At 71.0% G+C, this 19,550-nt stretch carries 13 protein-coding genes; 4 read left to right on the top strand and 9 right to left on the bottom strand.

From position 1 onward, the window contains the following. Positions 1-124 precede the first annotated feature (124 nt). Entirely contained in the window at positions 125-730 is a 606-nt protein-coding gene (locus ACFRIC_RS34415) for a YdbC family protein (protein WP_382794222.1), read from the bottom strand. A gap of 154 nt (positions 731-884) precedes the next feature. Here ACFRIC_RS34415 and ACFRIC_RS34420 point away from each other — a divergent pair, with 154 nt between their 5' ends. After that, positions 885-1,418: a TerD family protein gene (locus ACFRIC_RS34420; protein WP_382794225.1), complete on the top strand. Its 534-nt coding sequence runs from the start codon at positions 885-887 to the stop codon at positions 1,416-1,418. 136 nt (positions 1,419-1,554) lie between these two features. On the opposite strand, the gene ACFRIC_RS34425 is transcribed toward ACFRIC_RS34420, so the two are convergent. The 3 genes from ACFRIC_RS34425 to nrdR form a co-directional block, all read right to left on the bottom strand. After that, a complete protein-coding gene (locus ACFRIC_RS34425) occupies positions 1,555-2,238 on the bottom strand; it encodes a DUF6215 domain-containing protein (protein WP_382794229.1) in 684 nt (227 codons plus the stop codon). A 219-nt stretch (positions 2,239-2,457) separates the two neighbouring features. After that, the gene (locus tag ACFRIC_RS34430; protein ID WP_382794232.1) at positions 2,458-5,355 is read right to left on the bottom strand and encodes a vitamin B12-dependent ribonucleotide reductase; all 2,898 of its coding nucleotides are present in this window, start codon (positions 5,353-5,355) and stop codon (positions 2,458-2,460) included. A 162-nt stretch (positions 5,356-5,517) separates the two neighbouring features. After that, positions 5,518-6,069 (bottom strand): transcriptional regulator NrdR, encoded by a 552-nt coding sequence (gene nrdR / locus ACFRIC_RS34435; RefSeq protein ID WP_339131999.1) that lies wholly within the window; start codon positions 6,067-6,069, stop codon positions 5,518-5,520. A gap of 517 nt (positions 6,070-6,586) precedes the next feature. On the opposite strand from nrdR, the gene lexA reads away from it, so the two are divergent. Further along, positions 6,587-7,363 (top strand): transcriptional repressor LexA, encoded by a 777-nt coding sequence (gene lexA / locus ACFRIC_RS34440; protein ID WP_103549644.1) that lies wholly within the window; start codon positions 6,587-6,589, stop codon positions 7,361-7,363. Between the two features lie 749 nt (positions 7,364-8,112). On the opposite strand, the gene ACFRIC_RS34445 is transcribed toward lexA, so the two are convergent. From ACFRIC_RS34445 to ACFRIC_RS34460, 4 genes are all read right to left on the bottom strand, one after another. Next, a complete protein-coding gene (locus ACFRIC_RS34445) occupies positions 8,113-10,119 on the bottom strand; it encodes an ATP-dependent DNA helicase (RefSeq protein WP_382794237.1) in 2,007 nt (668 codons plus the stop codon). 220 nt (positions 10,120-10,339) lie between these two features. Next, a complete protein-coding gene (locus ACFRIC_RS34450) occupies positions 10,340-11,107 on the bottom strand; it encodes a GNAT family N-acetyltransferase (protein WP_382794240.1) in 768 nt (255 codons plus the stop codon). A gap of 62 nt (positions 11,108-11,169) precedes the next feature. Further along, a complete protein-coding gene (locus ACFRIC_RS34455) occupies positions 11,170-13,263 on the bottom strand; it encodes an IucA/IucC family protein (protein ID WP_382794243.1) in 2,094 nt (697 codons plus the stop codon). A 136-nt stretch (positions 13,264-13,399) separates the two neighbouring features. Beyond that, positions 13,400-14,866 (bottom strand): diaminobutyrate--2-oxoglutarate transaminase family protein, encoded by a 1,467-nt coding sequence (locus ACFRIC_RS34460; RefSeq protein ID WP_382794245.1) that lies wholly within the window; start codon positions 14,864-14,866, stop codon positions 13,400-13,402. A 349-nt stretch (positions 14,867-15,215) separates the two neighbouring features. Between ACFRIC_RS34460 and ACFRIC_RS34465 the strand changes: the two genes are divergently transcribed. Both ACFRIC_RS34465 and ACFRIC_RS34470 read left to right on the top strand, forming a co-directional pair. Continuing rightward, complete coding sequence (locus tag ACFRIC_RS34465; RefSeq protein ID WP_382794247.1) at positions 15,216-16,445, top strand: trypsin-like serine peptidase; 1,230 nt, start codon at positions 15,216-15,218, stop codon at positions 16,443-16,445. 118 nt (positions 16,446-16,563) lie between these two features. Continuing rightward, positions 16,564-17,745, top strand: coding sequence for a trypsin-like serine peptidase (locus ACFRIC_RS34470; protein ID WP_382794250.1), 1,182 nt, complete (start codon positions 16,564-16,566; stop codon positions 17,743-17,745). A gap of 155 nt (positions 17,746-17,900) precedes the next feature. Here the strand turns inward: ACFRIC_RS34470 and hflX are convergent, their stop codons facing one another. Continuing rightward, on the bottom strand, positions 17,901-19,397 hold the full coding sequence (hflX, locus tag ACFRIC_RS34475; RefSeq protein WP_382794253.1) for a GTPase HflX: 1,497 nt from the start codon (positions 19,395-19,397) through the stop codon (positions 17,901-17,903). Positions 19,398-19,550: the final 153 nt, after the last annotated feature.

Consider the following 19,550-nt stretch of genomic DNA (forward strand, 5'->3'; position numbering starts at 1 on the left):
CAAAACCCTAGATCGTGTCGGCTCCGTTCGAGCGGTCGTACGGTCTCATAAGGCGCAGGTCACACCGTTCCGGCAGTACAGGTCACACTTTCCCGCACATCAGTTCGCCCGACGGGGGGTGCCGTCAGACGATCCAGCCGGGTTCGAGCTGCACGACGTCTCCCGCGAGGGCCGCTATGTCGGCCTCGAGCTGGGCGCGCAGCGCCAGCCGCTCCAGCCGCTCGGCGCGGTACTTCCCGTGCTCGGCCGCCGACTGCCACATGGACAGGACCAGGAACTCACTGCCGGGCGCCTCGCCGAACATGCCCCTGATCATGCCGGGCGAACCGGCCATCGCGGGGTTCCAGACCTTCTCCTGCATCAGGGCGAAGTGTTCCGCGCGTTCCTCGTGGACACGGCAATGCGCGACCCGGACCACGTCGGAGTCCGTGAAACGCGGTTCGAAGCCGGTCTTCACGTCGAAGCGGTAGTCGAACAGCTTGACCTGGGAATCCTTGAAGGTGCCGGACTGCGACGCGGCGAGCCGGTCGTGGGACCGGGCCATGAAGGAGTCGTAGAAGGCGCGGCTCTCCCAGAAGGAGAAGATGTGCGCGACACCGGACCGTCCCACACTCCACCCTCCCCCCTGTCCCCGGAATCCCGGCTCCCCCAGAAGCCCCGCCCACTTTCGCTGCCCGCGTTCGAAACCGCGGCGGTCGACCACGGTGCAGCGAATCCACTTGACCAGCACCGCGCCATCGTAAGGCCCCGGAACGTGGCGCCGGTCACGCTCCGGCGGAGTGGATCCGGGCGCACGCCCCGGCGCCCATGGCACGATGGGCAACCGGCCCTGCTCTCAGGGGAGTTGGACCGGCGACTGTTGAGGAACGGGGAGGGGACATCCGGTGAACGGTCTCAACAAGGGAATCCGCAAGGCCGAGTTGGCGATCAAGTGGGATCCCAGCCCCGTGGGCGAGCCCGCGACCGATCTCGACATCGTGGCGGCGACGTTTCTGGCGTCCGCGCCGAACGGCAACCCGGACTACGTGGTGTACTTCGGCAGTCGCTCGCCGGACGGCACCATCTATCTGAACCGCGACAGCAAGGACGGCAAGGGCTTCGGCTGGGACGAGGTCATGACCCTGGAACTCGACCGCCTGGACAGCCGGTACGCGCGCGTGGTCGTCGGGGTCCTCATTCAGCAGCGCACCGAGGCGCGGACGTTCGTCGGTGTCCTGAACCCCGCCTTCCGTCTGCGCGAGGGCTACACCGTGCTGACGGAAGGCGACTTCGGCGACGTCCTGGGTTCGACGGCCGCGACCATCGGGGAGTTCGTGCGCGACCACTCCGGTGAATGGACGTTCCACGCGGGCATCCACGGCTACGACACCGACCCGGCGACCTTCGCGAGGGTCATGGGCAACCCGCAGGAGGCGTGAGGCCCAGCCCGGCGACCGCCTGCCTGCGCCGACCGCGCTGTCCGCATGGCGCCGGCCGTCCGGTCCGCGCCGCGTCGGCCGTCGGTGCCGAGCCGCCGCGGGCCCGCCCGATGACGGCGGGTATGACGGCGGGCGTTCAGCCGCTCTTCCAGCCCGGAACCGTCGGCAGCACCAGCTCGGCGACGCGGAACAGCGCCGCGTCGTCGGGTGCCACGCCGTCCTGACGCCAGACGGAGATCTCGAACGAACCGCCGCCCCCCTTGGGGTCCTTGGCGACCAGCAGGCTGCGGGCGGCGCCACCGGGGCCGCTCTCGGCCTTGCCCGAACCGAGACTGAGGGCGATCGTCCGGTCCGAGTAGAGGACCGCCGGGTGGCCCAGGATCTGTCTCGGCTCCGCCTTAGGCAGCAGATCCAGGCCCTGTGAGACGGAGAGCCGGTCGTCCGAGGCCGACAGCTTCACGGAGTACGTCTTCAGGGTCACGTTCGCCTCAGGGCTGGCGATCTTGGTGCCGCCGTCGAGGGTGATCCAACTGTCGTCGCCGTCGGCCGTCCGCGCGCGCTCGTCCGGCGTCCCGAGCAGAACCGGCAGATCCGCGCGGTTGAGCGCCTGGCACAACTGCACACCGGAGACGCGCTTCGGCGGCGGGGTGCTGAGCCGGTCGGAACACCTGACCGGGTCGTCGGCGCCGCCGCCGCTGTTCGGAAGGATCCGCGAAATCCCCCATATGCCCCCCGAGACGCCCGCGACGAGCACCACCGCAGCCACGGCCTGAACCCCCGCGTTCAGGCCTCTCCTCGATCCGACCACCTTGTCGGCCATGTCCCCCGCCCTCCCCCTGCACGCTCCGTGCGCGCGGAGGGAGACTAGCCGTTGATCGTTTCATGGGAAAGGCGAATTCGTCCCGGTCCGCCGCCGGACCCGGCGGCGGCCTCCGGCAACGCCGAGGGCGGTGGAGCCGACTGCTCGCTCCACCGCCCTGATCAGCCTCTTACGCCCGGCAGGCGCGCGACGTCAGCCGCGCCGCCCGTCCGGCCCGTGTCAGCTGCAACCGCTCGTCGAACCGCAGCCCTCGCAGATGTAGCAGGAACCGGCCCGCTGCATCTTCGTACCGCAGGAGAAGCAGAGCGGGGCGTCGGCCTGGATGCCGAGCTGCATCTCCACCAGCTCGGCGCTGGTGCGGACCTGCTTGGGAGCGGGCTCGGCCACGACCGCCTCGGTCTTCGGGGCGGCGACGGCCTTCAGCTCCTGGGCGAGGGGCGCGGACTGGGCCAGACCCTCGACGTCGAGCTCGTCCTCGGAGGGCTCGTAGGAACCCGTCTCCAGGTGACGCTGACGCTCCTCGGCGGAGTGGATGCCGAGCGCGGAGCGCGTCTCGAAGGGCAGGAAGTCGAGCGCCAGGCGGCGGAAGATGTAGTCGACGATCGACTGCGCCATCCGCACGTCCGGGTCGTCCGTCATGCCGGCCGGCTCGAAGCGCATGTTCGTGAACTTCGAGACGTACGTCTCCAGCGGCACGCCGTACTGCAGACCCACCGAGACTGCGATCGAGAAGGCGTCCATCATGCCCGCGAGGGTCGAGCCCTGCTTCGACATCTTGAGGAAGACCTCGCCGAGACCGTCGTCGGGGTAGGAGTTGGCGGTCATGTAACCCTCGGCGCCGCCGACCGTGAAGGACGTCGTGATGCCGGGACGGCCCTTGGGCAGGCGCTTGCGGACCGGGCGGTACTCGACGACCTTCTCGACCGCGGTACGGATGGTGTCCTCGGCCTTGGCCGTGACCTCGGCCTTCTCCTTCTCCTTGGTCTTGGCGGAGAGGGGCTGGCCGACCTTGCAGTTGTCGCGGTAGATCGCGAGCGCCTTGACGCCCATCTTCCACGCCTCGAAGTAGACCTCTTCGACGTCCTCGACGGTCGCCGTCTCCGGCAGGTTGACCGTCTTGGAGAGCGCGCCGGAGATCCACGGCTGGATCGCGGCCATCATGCGGACGTGGCCCATCGCGGAGATGGAGCGCTCGCCCATGGCGCAGTCGAACACCTCGTAGTGCTCGTGCTTGAGACCCGGGGCGTCGATCACGTTGCCGTGCTCGGCGATGTGGGCGACGACCGCCTCGATCTGCTCCTCCTGGTAGCCCAGGCGGCGCAGGGCCTGCGGGACGGTGCCGTTGACGATCTGCATCGAGCCGCCGCCGACGAGCTTCTTGAACTTGACCAGGGCGAGGTCGGGCTCGAGGCCGGTGGTGTCGCAGGACATCGCGAGACCGATGGTGCCGGTCGGGGCGATGACGGAGGCCTGCGCGTTGCGGAAGCCGTTCTTCTCGCCGAGGCGGATCACGTCCTGCCAGGCCTCCGTGGCGGCGGCCCAGATCGGGGTGTCCAGGTCGTCCACGCGGACGGCCGAGGTGTTGGCGTCGGCGTGCTGCTTCATGACGCGCTGGTGGGGCTGCGCGTTGCGGGCGTAGCCGTCGTACGCGCCGACGACCGCGGCGAGTTCGGCGGAACGCTTGTACGACGTACCGGTCATCAGGGAGGTGATGGCGCCGGCGAGCGCGCGGCCGCCGTCGGAGTCGTACGCGTGGCCGGTCGCCATCAGCAGGGCGCCGAGGTTGGCGTAGCCGATGCCGAGCTGGCGGAAGGCGCGGGTGTTCTCGCCGATCTTCTCGGTCGGGAAGTCGGCGAAGCAGATGGAGATGTCCATCGCGGTGATGACCAGCTCGACGACCTGGGAGAAGCGCTCGACGTCGAAGGACTGGTGGCCCTTGCCGTCGTCCTTCAGGAACTTCATCAGGTTCAGGGAGGCGAGGTTGCAGGACGTGTTGTCCAGGTGCATGTACTCGCTGCACGGGTTCGAGCCGTTGATACGACCGGACTCCGGGCACGTGTGCCAGTGGTTGATCGTGTCGTCGTACTGGATGCCCGGGTCAGCGCAGGCCCAGGCGGCCTCGGCCATCTTGCGGAAGAGGGACTTGGCGTCGACCTCCTCGATGACCTCACCGGTCATGCGCGAGGTGAGACCGAACTTGCCGCCGGTCTCGACGGCCTTCATGAACGTGTCGTTCACGCGGACCGAGTTGTTGGCGTTCTGGTACTGGACGGACGTGATGTCGTCGCCGCCCAGGTCCATGTCGAAGCCCGCGTCGCGCAGGGCGCGGATCTTCTCCTCTTCCTTGACCTTGGTCTGGATGAAGTCCTCGATGTCGGGGTGGTCGACGTCCAGGATGACCATCTTGGCCGCGCGGCGGGTGGCGCCGCCCGACTTGATCGTTCCTGCGGAGGCGTCGGCACCGCGCATGAAGGAGACGGGACCCGAGGCGTTGCCGCCCGAGGAGAGGAGCTCCTTGGAGGAGCGGATGCGGGAGAGGTTCAGGCCGGCGCCGGAGCCGCCCTTGAAGATCATGCCCTCTTCCTTGTACCAGTCGAGGATCGACTCCATGGAGTCGTCGACGGCCAGGATGAAGCAGGCGGAGACCTGCTGGGGCTGGGGGGTCCCGACGTTGAACCAGACCGGGCTGTTGAAGCTGAAGATCTGGTGCAGGAGGGCGTACGCCAGCTCGTGCTCGAAGATCTCGGCGTCGGCGGGCGAGGCGAAGTACTTGAAGTCCTCGCCGGCCTTCCGGTACGTCTTCACGATGCGGTCGATGAGCTGCTTGAGGCTCACCTCGCGCTGCGGGGTGCCGACGGCACCCCGGAAGTACTTGCTGGTGACGATGTTGACCGCGTTCACCGACCAGAAGCCGGGGAACTCGACGCCACGCTGCTCGAAGTTGACCGAGCCGTCGCGCCAGTTGGTCATGACGACGTCACGGCGCTCCCATTCCACCTCGTCGTACGGGTGCACGCCGGGGGTGGTGTGGATGCGCTCGATGCGCAGTCCCTTGCTGGCCTTGGCTCCGCCCTTCGCGCGGGAACCTCGTGCCGGACCGCTCGCCGTCTCTGTCATGCCGCCTCCCTGTAACAGGCTAAAACGCGCTCAAGTGCCGCGAACTTCCCGTGGCACGGTGTGTGTCTGATGCCGCGCACGCCGTTGGTACGGCCGTGCGCTGCAAGTCTGTGGTCGCCGCCCGCGGGCGGGCCCGGAGGACCCGAGGGGTCCGGGCCGCGGTCAGTCGGCGGCGGTGGCGGGCACGGGAACCTCGACGGTTCCGCGCTGCCCGTGATCGGTCTCCTGGCGCACCGCGTCCGGGACGTCGTCGTCCTCGGCGGGGCGCTGATTCACCTGCCTGAGTTCCGCGATGGCGGCTTCGAAGTCGTCGAGCGAGTCGAAGGCCCGGTACACGGACGCGAACCTCATGTAGGCCACGAGGTCGAGTTCCTGCAAGGGTCCGAGTATGGCCAGCCCCACGTCGTGGGTGGTCAGCTCGGCGCTTCCGGTGGCTCGCACGGCCTCCTCGACCCGCTGCCCGAGCTGGGCGAGCGCGTCCTCGGTGACAGGCCGTCCCTGGCACGCCTTGCGCACGCCGTTGATGACCTTGATGCGGCTGAAGGGCTCGGTCACACCGGAGCGCTTCACCACCATCAGGGAGCACGTCTCCACGGTCGTGAAGCGACGGGAGCAGTCGGGGCACTGGCGGCGCCTGCGGATCGACGTGCCGTCGTCGGTCGTACGACTGTCGACGACGCGGCTGTCCGGGTGCCTGCAGAAGGGGCAGTGCATGGCTCCAACCCTCCTTCACAGCACGACTCAGAAACCTCGCGGGACCTCACGGGCCCCTCGAAGCAGGCTCCAGCATAGGCGATGCCCGAGGGTCAGGAGACCCGGGGGACCACAACTTCTGGGATGCCTCCGCAATCCAACCACTAGATGTGGGGATCAGCTCGTGAAACCGCCCACGCCGCGCGTGTCGTACACGTAAGGGCACGTGCCGCACAGGCATACCCATCCCGGACACACGGGGATAGCGTGGTCGACGCACGGAAGGGGCCGGTTCCCGGCCGGTCGGCCATCGGATGGCAGACTGGGCGACGGCCCAGGTCAGCCGACACGGCGGCCGCCTCCGGCGCTGAAGGGTACAGCAATGGGCCCTTTTGTCCGCCAGGCGCGTCGACAGCCATACACCCGGACACATGCTCACGTCAGGCAATTCGCGGTTTTTCACTCGAACGTGTGTTTGGCGCAACCTTTCGAAAGCAACTACCGTTGTCCAGCAGGGAGACCATCGAGAGGGGCCGACGTGACCACCACCGCAGACAGCGCCACCATCACCGCCCAGGACCGCTCCCAGGGCCGACTCGAGCCGGTGCATGTGATGAACGAAGCCGCGAATCATGAGGGGCCAAAGCGCTCCCTGCCTGGCCGACCTCCAGGCATCCGGGCCGACAGCTCGGGACTCACGGACCGGCAACGCCGGGTGATCGAGGTGATCCGGGACTCCGTGCAGCGGCGCGGCTACCCGCCGTCGATGCGGGAGATCGGGCAGGCCGTCGGCCTCTCCAGCACCTCCTCCGTCGCGCACCAGCTCATGGCGCTGGAGCGCAAGGGCTTCCTGCGGCGCGACCCGCACCGCCCCCGCGCCTACGAGGTGCGGGGCTCGGACCAGTCGTCGGTGCAGCCGACGGACACGGCGGGCAAGCCGGCCGCGTCGTACGTACCGCTCGTCGGCCGGATCGCCGCCGGTGGCCCGATCCTCGCCGAGGAGTCGGTCGAGGACGTCTTCCCTCTCCCCCGCCAGCTCGTGGGCGACGGGGAGCTGTTCGTCCTGAAGGTCGTCGGTGACTCGATGATCGAGGCCGCCATCTGCGACGGGGACTGGGTGACGGTCCGCCGTCAGCCGGTCGCCGAGAACGGTGACATCGTCGCCGCGATGCTGGACGGCGAGGCCACGGTGAAGCGCTTCAAGCGGGAGGACGGCCACGTGTGGCTGCTGCCGCACAACTCGGCGTACCAGCCGATCCCCGGTGACGAGGCGACCATCCTCGGGAAGGTCGTCGCCGTACTGCGCCGGGTGTGACACCGCGACGGGCGGTCCACCGCCCCCGCCCCTGACCGGGCCCCGGAACCACTGCGCCGGTTCCGGGGCCCTGCGCGTTCTGGCCGGGGGCCCTGACCAGGGGTGACTGGTCCGGGGTCTCCGGGCGACCCCGGGTCCCGGAGACCTCGTGACCCCGACGGGTCCCGAGGTCGGGCGAACCCCGGGAGGGGTCCCGGGGGGGCGGACGAACCCTGGGGGTCCCGGAGATCAGGCGACTTCGGCAGGTTTCGGGGTCCCGGGGAGATCCCGGGGAGAGGTCCCGGAGATCAGGGGGCCCGGCGGGGTCCGGAGGCCGGGGAACCCGGGGATGTCCCGGAGGTCGGGCGAAGCCCGGGAGCGGTCCCGGAAGTCGGGACACCCGGCAGGATTCGGAGGCCCGGGGAACCCGGGGAGGTCCCGGAGGTCGGGACACCCGGCGGGATTCGGAGGCCCGGGGAACCTGGGGAGGTCCCGGTGGTCGGGTGAACCCCAGGGCTGTCCCGGAGGTCGGGCGAAGCCCCGGGATCTCGGGCTGCCGGGCGGACCCCCGGAGGCCGGGGGCTGCGCCGCGGTGCTGGACGGCTGGGCAGGCGCCGGGCTTCGTTGAGCGGTACGGGTTCGCGAACTGGCCTTCAGCCATGGCCAGGTGCCGGACGGCCCGGCGCGGGGGCGTCGAGCCGACCCCGGGCCCCAGGGGCGCCGGGGCGGGGCGGGCGACCAGGCGGCGGGTTGGCTGGGACCGGGTCGGGTTACTCGGGGTCCGGGGTCGGGGACGGGGCCGTGGGGAGTTCTGTCGTTCTGGCTTTTTCGTCGATCGCAGCCAGGGATCTGCGGACCTGGTTCGGGTCCGTGGTGTACCAGAAGTCCGGGAGCGAGGCCTTCAGATAGCTGCCGTAGCGGGCCGTGGCCAGACGCTGGTCCAGCACGGCCACCACACCCCGGTCACCCGTGGCACGGACCAGGCGGCCGGCGCCCTGGGCCATGAGGAGCGCGGCATGGGTGGCGGCGACGGCCATGAAGCCGTTCCCCCCGTTCTCCTCGACCGCTTTCTGGCGGGCGCTCATCAGCGGGTCGTCCGGGCGCGGGAAGGGGATCTTGTCCATGACGACGAGCTGACAGCTGGGCCCCGGCACATCGACGCCCTGCCAGAGCGAGAGGGTGCCGAACAGGCAGGTCTTCGGGTCGGCCGCGAAGTTCTTGATCAGCTCGCCGAGCGTCTCCTCGCCCTGGAGCAGGATCGGGAACTCGGGGATTCGGGTCCGCAGCTCCTCCGCCGCGAGCTGGGCCGCGCGCATCGAGGAGAACAGACCGAGCGTGCGACCGCCGGCGGCCTGGATCAGCTCTGTGAGTTCGTCGAGCATGTCCCCGCGGTCGGCGTCCCGTGCGGGGCGCGACAGATGCCGGGCGACGTACAGGATGCCCTGCCGGGGGTAGTCGAACGGCGAGCCGACGTCGACACCCTTCCACGGCGGGACGTCCTCGCCCTCCGTGCCCTCGGGCGCGAGCCCCATCGAGGCTCCGACACCGTTGAAGTCACCACCGAGCTTGAGCGTGGCGGACGTCAGGACGACCGAGCGGTCGGAGAACAGCTTCTCCCTCAGGAGCCCGGACACGTTCATCGGAGCGACCCGGAGCGAGGCTCCGAAGCGGTCGTGCCGCTCGTACCAGACGACGTCGTACTCGGAGCCGTTGGCGATGCGCTCCGCCACGGAATGCACGGACTCGACGGACGCCAGTGCCTGCTTGCGGACGGCGTCCTCGTCCTGGACGGACTTGTCCCGGGTGGAGCCGAGGGCGGTGATCACCGTACGGGCGGCGTCGCGCAGCGCCATCAGCGCGTACCCGAGGTCCTCCGGGATCTCCTCCAGGCGGCCCGGCAGCGCCAGCTCCATCAGCCGTTCGAAGCCCTCGGCGGCGGTCTGGAGCTGGTCGGCGGCCTTTTCGTTGACGAGCTTCGCGGAGCGGCGCACGGCGCGGTTGACCTGCCCCGGGGTGAGCTCGCCGGTGGCGACACCGGTGACCCGGGAGACCAGCTCATGGGCCTCGTCGACGATCAGCACCTCGTGCTGCGGCAGGACCGGCGCGCCCTCGATGGCGTCGATCGCGAGCAGAGCGTGGTTGGTGACGACGACCTCGGCGAGCTTGGCCCGCTCGCGGGCCATCTCGGCGAAGCACTCGGCTCCGTAGGCGCACTTCGTGGCGCCGAGGCACTCCCGGGAGGACACCGACACCTGGCCCCAGGCCCGGTCGGAGACGCCGGGGGTGAGGTCGTCCCGGTCACCCGTCTCGGTCTCGTCCGACCAGTCGCGCAGCCGCAGCAGGTCCTGTCCCAGCTTGCTGGTGGGCGCGGCCGCCTCGAACGGGTCGAAGAGGCCCTCCTCCTCGTCCTGCGGCACGCCCTCGTGCAGGCGGTGCAGGCACAGGTAGTTCGACCGGCCCTTCAGCATCGCGAACTCGGGACGGCGGCGCAGCAGCGGATGCAGCGCGTCGACGGTGCGCGGCAGGTCCCGCTCCACGAGCTGGCGCTGGAGCGCCAGGGTGGCCGTCGCCACGACCACCCGCTCGCCATGCGCGAGCGCGGGAACCAGGTACCCGAGGGACTTTCCGGTGCCGGTGCCCGCCTGGATCAGCAGGTGGGAGCTGTCGTCGATGGCAGCCGCGACGGCTTCGGCCATCGTCACCTGGCCGGGGCGCTCCGTGCCGCCGACAGCGGTGACGGCAGCATGCAGGAGTTCGGGGAGTGAGGGCTTCGTCATAGCGTTGCCAGCCTACGGGGCGCCACTGACAACCGAGCGATCAAGGCCGGAACCGAGGGCGTGATCGCGCCGGACGCGCGCCGGGGGATCACGGCTGGTGAAGGGCCGCGCGCGGCGGGTGTCTCCCGGGCGTCCGGGGCGGCGGAGGGATGGGACACGGGGACTCCTCGGCGGGGAACCGGGTCGGGGGTGATCGGCCGGTGGACCGGGAACGGCGGCTCTACAGCAGATCGCGCAGGGCCCGGTCCCGGATCATGAGGGCCGCCCTCTTGTCCGGCAGATCGACCTCCGCGGAGAAGCGGAAGCCCGCGCTCAGGAACGCGGACACGGAGGGCGTGTTGCGGAGGTCGGGTTCCGCGACGACACGGGCGCAGGAGGCGCGCTGGTCCAGTACGTGGTCGGCGACGGCCCTGAGCAGGGTGGACCCGAGCCCGCGCCCGCGGTCGGCGACCCCGCCGATGAGGAGGTGGATGCCGGTGTCGTGGGGCCGGGCGGGGTAATGGCGGGCCAGGGGATCGAGGTCCGCGCGGTAGATCTCCCAGTAGCTCATCGGGGTGCCGTCGAGCACGCCGAGACACGGGACGCTGCGTCCGTCGCCGTCGAGCTGCCGGAGCACGTGCTCCTCGACCACGGACACGGATCCCGCCAGCTCCCAGAACTCCGCGACGGCGGGGTCGTTCATCCAGCGGTGGACGAGCGCCAGGTCGCGGCGCGGACGCACCGGGACGAGCTGGAGGACGCCTGCGGGTGTCTTCGCCGGCCCCCAGCCGCCGACCCGGTCGAGCAGATCGCCCCCGTCCGGCCTCCTGTCCGCGGTCTGGTCCCGGGATCCGCCCGGGACTCCGTCCGGAGCCTCTTCCCCGGTCTCGTCCCCCGATCCGGCGCCCTGCGCGAACAGGGCGATCAGTTCGTCGGAAAGGCGCAGGTCGAGCGTGTCCTCGCAGTCCGTGCCGGTGCCGGGGTCGGTGCTCTCATCGGTGGGGGGCACGACGGCGCTCCTCTCGGGAGACGGGGTGGGTCATGCTCCCCAGGGATGAGGGGAGTCGGAGATCAGGAATGGAGAGGGTTGGCGATGGTGACGTAGACGGACTGGGTGTCCACGGGGCCGACGAGTTCGTCGAGGCCGTGCAACCGGGTCAGCAGGTTGGCCTTGCACCGCAGGACGGGTGAGTCGAGCAGCAGGGCGGGCAGCGGAGTCCGCAGCCGGGCCGGGCCGGTGATCACGCCGCCGAGGAAGCGCCGGAACGCGGCGAGCAACAGGGCCTCGTCGGCGAGCCGTTGGGAGCCGAAGGCGCCGATGAGCCCGAACACGTTGTTGATGGCCAGGTAGTACGCGAAGCGTTCGTCGGTGACCTCGTCGGGGACGAAGGTGTCGCTGTGCGCGCCGATGCCGGGCAGCCGCCGGTCGAGTTCGGCTCGCCGGGACTCGCGGAAGTAGTAGCCCTGGTTGTCCCGGTAGCGGCCGCCCGTGGGCCAGCCGTCGGCGTCCAGCACGAGCAGGGTGTTCTGCTGGTGGGCCTCCAGGGCGATGCCCGCCTCGCTGTCCAGCCAGAGCACGGGGCGGACGACCTGTTCGAGATAGCGCAGGAACCATTCGGTGGCGACGGCGCCGCGCGGGCGGCCGGTCCGGCCCGCGAGCCCGGTGACGACCTCGGTGAGCCGGGACCGCATGAAGGGGCCGCGCTCGGCCGGGTTGTGCGTGCCCAGGCGGGCGTACGGCCGGGGTGAGACCAGTCCCGCGACGCAGCCGACGTCGTCGGTGGGCGTGAACGGGTTGTGCCGGATCATCACGTCGAGCCCGGGGAGCGGGTCGCCGTCCCGGTCGTCGACGGCGAGCCAGGACGGGTCGCGGACGATGTCGAAGCCGGGATGGACGGACTGCCACTGCTCGGACAGGCCGCCGCGCAGCAGACGGTGGACCTCGGCGCCGCGGTGGAGTTCCTTGCGGAGGTTCTCGCGGCGGGAGTTGGTGATGCGCAGTCCCAGCGACAGTTTCAGCATCGCGGGGGCACCGGAGCGGTAGACGGTGCGGACGGAGGAGGTGGGGTGCCAGGGCGTGCCGTGCGGGCCGAGGTCGCGGAGCAGCCCGGCGTCCAGCAGGGCCGCGGTCCCGGGACGACTTCGGACCTCGCGCATCTGCCAGGGGTGCAGGGGCAGTACGGCGGAGAAGCCCTCGGGGAGGGACAGGCCGGGCCCGGCCAGCCGCAGGGTGAGCTGCTCCGCCGACACGGGGCGGCCGCGTTCCGTCCAGGCCGAGTCGGACGCGAGGACCGAGGGGGCGACCGCCATCCAGTGCAGGGGGAAGAAGCCGCGCAACTCGGGTGAGTAGAGCATGCCTTCGGTGTCGGAGAGGCCGTCGCGCCCCTTGGGCATCGGGTGCAGGGGGTGGCCGAGGAGGAGCGCCTGTTCCGCGGCGAGGAAGTGGTCGGGCGGGTCGGCGGGGTGCTCCCTGCGGTCCCTGATGAACACGGCGGTGCGCCGGACCGAGTCGGCGACGCGGCCGACGAGGTCGGTGCCCTCACCGGCCGGACTGTCCGTGTGCCCGGCGCCGGCCTCACCCGACGCCTCAGCCCCAGCCCAAACCCCCGAAGCTGCCGCGCCCGGTCCCGTTCTCGTTGCCGCTGCCGCTGCCGCTGCCGCTGCCGCAGGGTCGTCGGCCGGTGCCGGATGCACCGTGTCCGCGGCCGGAGTCCCGGGAGCCGTCTGGCGAGCGAGAAGGGCCGCCACGGTCACCGCGTCGACGGCCGGTGCCTGTTCGGGCGTTCCGGCCAGACGGGGAAGCCCGAAGCGGTGCCAGCCGGAGCGGGACCAGTGGTGGACGGGTACGAGCAGGGTCACTCCGCTGGCCGGCAGTGCGATGCGCAGCGTTCCGTCGTCGGGGGCGGCCAGGTCGTTCTCCCGTACCCAGCAGCGCAGCAGATTCTCGACGGCCGCCGCCTGCGCCGCGGTCCGGGTGTCGGGGTGGTCGAGCAGGTCCAACAGGTCCAGCGGGTCCACGGTGGCCCGGCCCGGCCTTCGGGGCGCCCGGGCCGCGTCCGTCTGCCGGGGAACGGACTCGGGTGCGGGCAGGTGCGGGGCCGGTACGGGGACGGCCGTTCGCTCGTACGGGGAAGGAGGGCTGTCGGGTGCGGGGGTGGTGTTCACGAGAGGTTCCTTGCGGGTCGTTCGGGCTCGTGCGGCGACGTGACCGGGCCTGAGCCGGAGTGCGCCGGGGCTCTTGGCGTTCCGGGTCGGTCCGTGGAGCGGCGGTGGGGCGGGGAAATACCGAGGGGCCGGGCCGTCACTCGGGACCGGCGGCCCCCGGCGCCCCGTCCCTGCCCGGTCTCCGCTCCCCCAGGGCCGCCGCGCTCACCGCGCTCACCGCGTCCGCCAGGCGGTCGAGCACGGCGGAGGCCTGTTCGTCGCTGATCGTCAGGGGTGGAAGGAGCCGTACGACGCTCGACCGGCGGCCTCCGAGCTCCACGATCAGACCTCGGCGCAGGCACTCCCGCTGGACGGCGGCGGCGAGTTCGGGGGAGGCGGGACGGGGGCCGTCGGGGGTGGGGTGCGGCGGTCCTTCGGGGTCGACGAGTTCGAGGCCGATCATCAGACCCCGGCCGCGTACGTCCCCGACGCACGGGAACTCCGAGGCGAGCGAGCCCAACCGCTCCAGCATGCGGGCCCCGACGGTCGCCGCGCGCTCGGCGAGGCGGTGCTCACGGACGTAGGCCAGGGTGGCCGTGCCGGCGGCCATGGCCAGTTGGTTGCCGCGGAAGGTGCCGGCGTGGGCGCCGGGCTCCCAGACGTCGAGGTCGTCGCGGTAGACGACGACGGCCAGGGGCAGGCTGCCGCCGATGGCCTTGGACAGCACCATCACGTCCGGGGTGATCCCGCTGTGTTCCACGGCCCAGAACGCGCCGGTCCGGCCCACTCCCGTCTGGACCTCGTCCACGATCAGCGGGATGGACCGGGCCTCGGTGATCTCGCGCATCCGCCGGGTCCAGGCGTCCGGCGCGGGAATGACCCCGCCCTCGCCCTGGACGGGTTCGAGGATCATCCCGGCGGGGAGCGGCACCCCCGACTTGCTGTCGTCGAGGAGGGACTCCGTCCAGCGCGCGGAGAGTTCGGCGCCGTGCTCACCGCCGATGCCGAACGGGCAGCGGTAGTCCTGCGGATAGGGCAGGCGCGCGACCCGTACGTCGGTCGCGCCCCCGGAGGCTTCGAGCGCCCCCGCGGTCATCCCGTGATAGGCGCCGGTGAAGGCGAACATGCCCGTGCGGCCGGTCGCCGCGCGCACCAGCTTGAAGGCGGCCTCCACGGCGTCCGTCCCGGCCGGTCCGCAGAACTGGACCCGCGCGCGCTCGGCGAACCGCGGGGGGAGGCTGCGGAACAGCTCGGTGGTGAAGGCGTCCTTGACCGGTGTCGCGAGGTCCAGGACGTGCAGCGGCGCCCCCGAGTCGAGGACCTTTCTGATCGCTTCGAGGACGACGGGGTGGTTGTGCCCGAGGGCCAGGGTCCCTGCTCCGGAGAGGCAGTCGAGATAGCGGCGCCCGTCGGCGCCCTCGATCGTCAGCCCGCGAGCCCGTACGGGGACGATCGGCAGGGCGCGCGCGTACGTACGAGCCGCCGACTCGCGCGCCGACTGGCGCCGCAGAATGCCCTCGTGCGCGGCGCGCGCCCGCTCGGCCGCTCCGGCGCCGGCGTCCCGCGCCCCCTCGGGTTCCCCTGGCGCCCCCACCGGCACCACCGCTGACTCGGTCACGGCCACGACTTCAGGTCCTCCCGCTGTTCAGAGGCGAGTTGGCAGGAGGGTCCGGACGCAGGCGGCAGGCCCCCCGTACGTACCAACGACGCCGGTCGCTTTGGGAAGCGGGTGGATTCGGGGTTCCTTACCGGTTCTTTGCCGGGACGGAACGGCGGCCCGCACAGTGACCTTCCGTCAGGAAGCGGCGGGAGCGGCGGACGCACGCCCCCGTAGCTGAACCGTTGCCGTTCCGTCGGGCGTCCCGCACAGCGACCGCATAGTCTGTGATGCCGTTCGGCCGTGCCGGACGTACCGCTCAGGCGCCCGCAGACGCACCGCACAGTTCCCATACGTTCAGGGGGAGTTACCCACCATGCGATCCATACGCCCGCCCTTCGCCGCCCGTCGAGGCAGGAGCGCGCGCCGCAGACCGTCCCCCGTCCTGGCGGCTCTCGGTCTGGCCGCGGCCCTGACGCTGACGGCCACCGCCTGCGACTCGGGCAGCGACACGGCGAGCGGCGAGCCGACCGCCTCCGCGTCCCAGGGCGGCGACGGAAAGATCCAGATCCCGGACGACATCAAGAACAAGCTCAAAGAGCACGGCATCGATGTCGACAAGTGGAAGAAGGGCGCCTGGAAGAACTGGGACAGGGACGAGTGGCTGCGCCAGGCCGACGACTTCATCAACCCGATCATCAAGGGGCTCTGGGACCCGTCCCGTATGCGCGGCGCCGACGACCCGGACAAGAACAAGGGCGTGGACGACGCCGACCTGAGCGGTGACCAGGGTGTCACCGACCCGGAGCCGGCCCCGGTGACGGCGCGGGCCGTGAATCCGTCCTACCACGCCAGCGTGCCGGTGGCGGGCAAGGTGTTCTTCGACGCCCCCGAGGGCACGATGGTCTGTTCGGCGACGGTGGTCGAGGACCCGGCGCACCCGGGCAAGTCCAACCTCGTGTGGACCGCGGGCCACTGCGTGCACGCCGGCAAGAAGGGCGGCTGGTACCGCAACATCGCCTTCGTGCCCTCCTACAACGACCAGGGCAAGACGGAGGCGCAGTTGGAGAGCGCCCCGCGCGAGGAGGTCGCTCCCTACGGTGTCTGGTGGAGCGACTGGGCGCAGACCTCGGACCAGTGGATCGAGCAGGGCGGTTCCACGGGCGGCCAGGGGGCGTCGTACGACTACGCGGTGCTGCACGTGACGCCGGAGAAGGGCAGCGGCGGCCAGTCCCTCGAGGAGACGGTGGGTTCGGCGCTGCCGGTGAACTTCAACGCTCCGGCCGTGCCCAAGGTGTCCGCCATCACGGCCACCGGATATCCGGCGGCGGCGCCGTTCGACGGCCAGAAGCTGTACCAGTGCACGGACAAGCCGGGCCGGCTGTCGGTCACCCGGTCCGACCCGACGATGTACCGCATCGGCTGCACGATGACCGGTGGTTCCTCGGGCGGCGGCTGGGTGGCCACGGGGTCGGACGGCAAGCCGGCCCTGGTGTCCAACACCTCGATCGGACCGGTCAAGTTCGGCTGGCTGGCGGGTCCGCGGCTGGGCGATGTGGCCAAGGGCGTGTACGACTCGGTGAGCGCGAAGTTCGCCGGGCGGTGACACGCGTGACGTGACACGTCCGGGCGGGCGCGGGAGGCCGGGGCGGGGGATTCCCCGCGGAGCCGCCCGCGCCCGGCCGGCACGGAGACAGGGATTCGACCGGGGGGTACGAAAACCGATGAGATTCTCAGGACCGCGACGCAGGGCCCTCGCCGCCGGCCTCATGGCCGCCCTGGCACTGGCCGCGACCGCCTGCGGCACCGGTGACGACCGGGCGGACGGCGGGTCCGCCGCCTCCGCTTCGCGGGGGTCGGCGAGCGGCGACGACAAGATCGACGTCCCGGACGGCATCAAGGACCGGCTCAAGGAGCACGGGATCGATGTCGACCGGTGGAAGAACGGCGACTGGAAGAACTGGGACAAGGACAAGTGGCTCGGTGAGGCCGAGGACTTCGTCAATCCGGTGATCGACGGGCTGTGGAAGCCCGAGCGGATGAAGTCCGCCAAGGACCCGGCCAAGACGGTCTCCGTGCAGGACGCGGCGGCGGACCAGGGCGTCAGCGACCCCGAGCCGGCCCCCGTCGACGCGCGGGCCGAGCAGACTCCGTACCACGAGCACGCCGCACCGGTCGGGAAGGTCTTCTTCGACTCCCCCGAGGGCTCGATGGTCTGCTCGGGCACGGTCGTCAAGGACGTGAACCACCCCGGAAAGTCCAACCTCGTGTGGACCGCGGGCCACTGTGTGCACGCCGGAAGGAACGGCGGCTGGTACCGCAACATCGCCTTCGTGCCCTCCTACAACGACCGGGGCAGGTCCGAGGCACAGCTCGCCGGTGCCGGCGCCTCGGAGATCGCGCCGTACGGCCAGTGGTGGGCGGACTGGGCCTCGACCTCCGACGAGTGGATCTCGGGCGGTGACGAGACGGGCGGTGCGGGCGCCCCGTACGACTACGCGGTGCTGCATGTGCGTCCGGAGCAGGGCGGAAGGTCGCTGGAGGAGACCGTCGGCAACGCGCTGGACGTGGACTTCTCCGCGCCGTCGGCCCGGGACGCCGGGACGGTGGGCGCCTGGGGCTACCCGGCCGCGCCGCCCTACGACGGACTGAGCATGTTCAAGTGCGTCGACACGCCCGGCCGCCTGTCCCTGAGCCCGGCCATGCCCACGATGTACCGCATCGGCTGCACCATGACCGGCGGTTCGTCCGGCGGCGGCTGGTTCCGGGTCGTCGACGGCCGGACCGAACTCGTCTCCAACACCTCGATCGGCCCGGCCGCGCACACCTGGCTGGCGGGACCGCAGTTGGGCGGGGAGGCCCAGGCGCTCTACCGGCAGATGAGCGAGGAGTACGGCGGCCGGTAGCCGGCTCCGTCCGCCGATCGCGACCTCGCGCACGCGTGCACGGCGAAGGCCCGCCCCCTCGAGAGGGGGCGGGCCTTCGTGCGTACTGAGCGATCGCCCGCCGACGTGCCGAACCGGTTGCCCGACGGAGCGCCAGCGTGCCGGCCGGTCGTCGCCTAGCGGAGTGCCGGCGCCGCCACGTACGGAGCGAGGTCCGCCGCCAGTTCCTCGTGGACCCTCACCTTGAGCAGGGTGCCCTCCCCGGTGTGCTCCTCGGAGATCACCTCGCCCTCGGTGTGGGCGCGGGCGACCAGCTTGCCGTGCGTGTACGGAACGAGCGCCTCGACCTCGACCGAGGGGCGCGGCAGCTCGTTGTCGATCAGCGCGAGCAGTTCCGCCATGCCCTGGCCCGTGCGCGCCGAGACGGCGATGGAACGCTTCTCGATGCGCAGCAGGCGCTGGAGCACCAGCGGGTCCGCCGCGTCCGCCTTGTTGATCACCACGATCTCGGGGACCTTGGTCGCGCCGACGTCGGTGATGACCTCGCGGACCGCGGCGAGCTGCTCCTCCGGTGCCGGGTGCGAACCGTCCACGACGTGCAGGATCAGGTCGGAGTCGCCGACCTCCTCCATCGTGGAGCGGAACGCCTCGACCAGGTGGTGCGGCAGGTGGCGGACGAAACCGACCGTGTCGGCCAGCGTGTACAGCCGCCCGCTCGGGGTCTCGGCCCGGCGCACGGTCGGGTCGAGGGTCGCGAACAGCGCGTTCTCGACGAGGACGCCCGCGCCCGTGAGGCGGTTGAGCAGCGACGACTTGCCGGCGTTGGTGTAACCGGCGATGGCGACCGAGGGCACCTTGTTGCGGCGGCGCTCCTGGCGCTTGATCTCGCGGCCGGTCTTCATCTCCGCGATCTCCCGGCGCATCTTCGCCATCTTCTCGCGGATGCGGCGCCGGTCCGTCTCGATCTTCGTCTCACCGGGACCACGGGTGGCGAGGCCGCCGCCCTTGCCGCCGCCCATCTGACGGGACAGCGACTGACCCCAGCCTCGCAGCCTCGGCAGCATGTACTGCATCTGCGCGAGCGCCACCTGCGCCTTGCCCTCGCGGGACTTGGCGTGCTGGGCGAAGATGTCGAGGATCAGGGCCGTACGGTCGATGACCTTGACCTTGACGACGTCCTCGAGGTGGATGAGCTGGCCGGGGCTCAGTTCACCGTCACAGATGACGGTGTCGGCGCCGGTCTCGATGACGATGTCCCGGAGTTCGTTGGCCTTGCCGGAACCGATGTACGTGGCCGCGTCGGGCTTGTCGCGGCGCTGGACGACGCCGTCGAGCACGAGCGCTCCCGCGGTCTCCGCGAGGGCGGCCAGCTCGGCCAGCGAGTTGTCCGCGTCCTGGATGGTTCCCGAGGTCCAGACACCGACGAGGACGACGCGCTCCAGGCGGAGCTGTCGGTACTCGACCTCGGTGACGTCCTCGAGCTCGGTGGAGAGGCCCACCACGCGGCGCAGGGCCGCGCGCTCGGAGCGTTCGAACTGCTCGCCGTCCCGGTCTCCGTCGATCTCGTGGCTCCAGGCGACGTCCTCTTCCATCAGGGCATCGGCCCGAAGACCTTCGGGGTAGTTCTGCGCGGAGGTCTGCGCGTCCTGGGAAGGGGAAGAAGAGGAGGTCATTGGATCCTTACGTAGATGGGGTGAGCCGCGGGCCGACGTACGCCGCCCGTCACAGTGCACAACGTGTGCGACCACCGGGAGATTCCCGGATCCGGCCGGGGCAACCCTCCGAAGGGGCCGCGCCGCCGGCTCGAAGATGGTCGCACGGCACTG

This window comes from Streptomyces sp. NPDC056738 (genome assembly GCF_042790435.1).
Classification (GTDB): domain Bacteria; phylum Actinomycetota; class Actinomycetes; order Streptomycetales; family Streptomycetaceae; genus Streptomyces.

What these genes read in the sequence shown, in the direction of transcription:
- ACFRIC_RS34470 (WP_382794250.1), top strand. Translation starts at nt 16,564, where the DNA reads ATGAGATTCTCAGGACCGCGACGCAGGGCCCTCGCCGCCGGCCTCATG.
- ACFRIC_RS34445 (WP_382794237.1), bottom strand. Translation starts at nt 10,119, where the DNA reads ATGACGAAGCCCTCACTCCCCGAACTCCTGCATGCTGCCGTCACCGCT.
- hflX (WP_382794253.1), bottom strand. Translation starts at nt 19,397, where the DNA reads ATGACCTCCTCTTCTTCCCCTTCCCAGGACGCGCAGACCTCCGCGCAG.
- nrdR (WP_339131999.1), bottom strand. Translation starts at nt 6,069, where the DNA reads ATGCACTGCCCCTTCTGCAGGCACCCGGACAGCCGCGTCGTCGACAGT.
- ACFRIC_RS34430 (WP_382794232.1), bottom strand. Translation starts at nt 5,355, where the DNA reads ATGACAGAGACGGCGAGCGGTCCGGCACGAGGTTCCCGCGCGAAGGGC.
- ACFRIC_RS34465 (WP_382794247.1), top strand. Translation starts at nt 15,216, where the DNA reads ATGCGATCCATACGCCCGCCCTTCGCCGCCCGTCGAGGCAGGAGCGCG.
- ACFRIC_RS34425 (WP_382794229.1), bottom strand. Translation starts at nt 2,238, where the DNA reads ATGGCCGACAAGGTGGTCGGATCGAGGAGAGGCCTGAACGCGGGGGTT.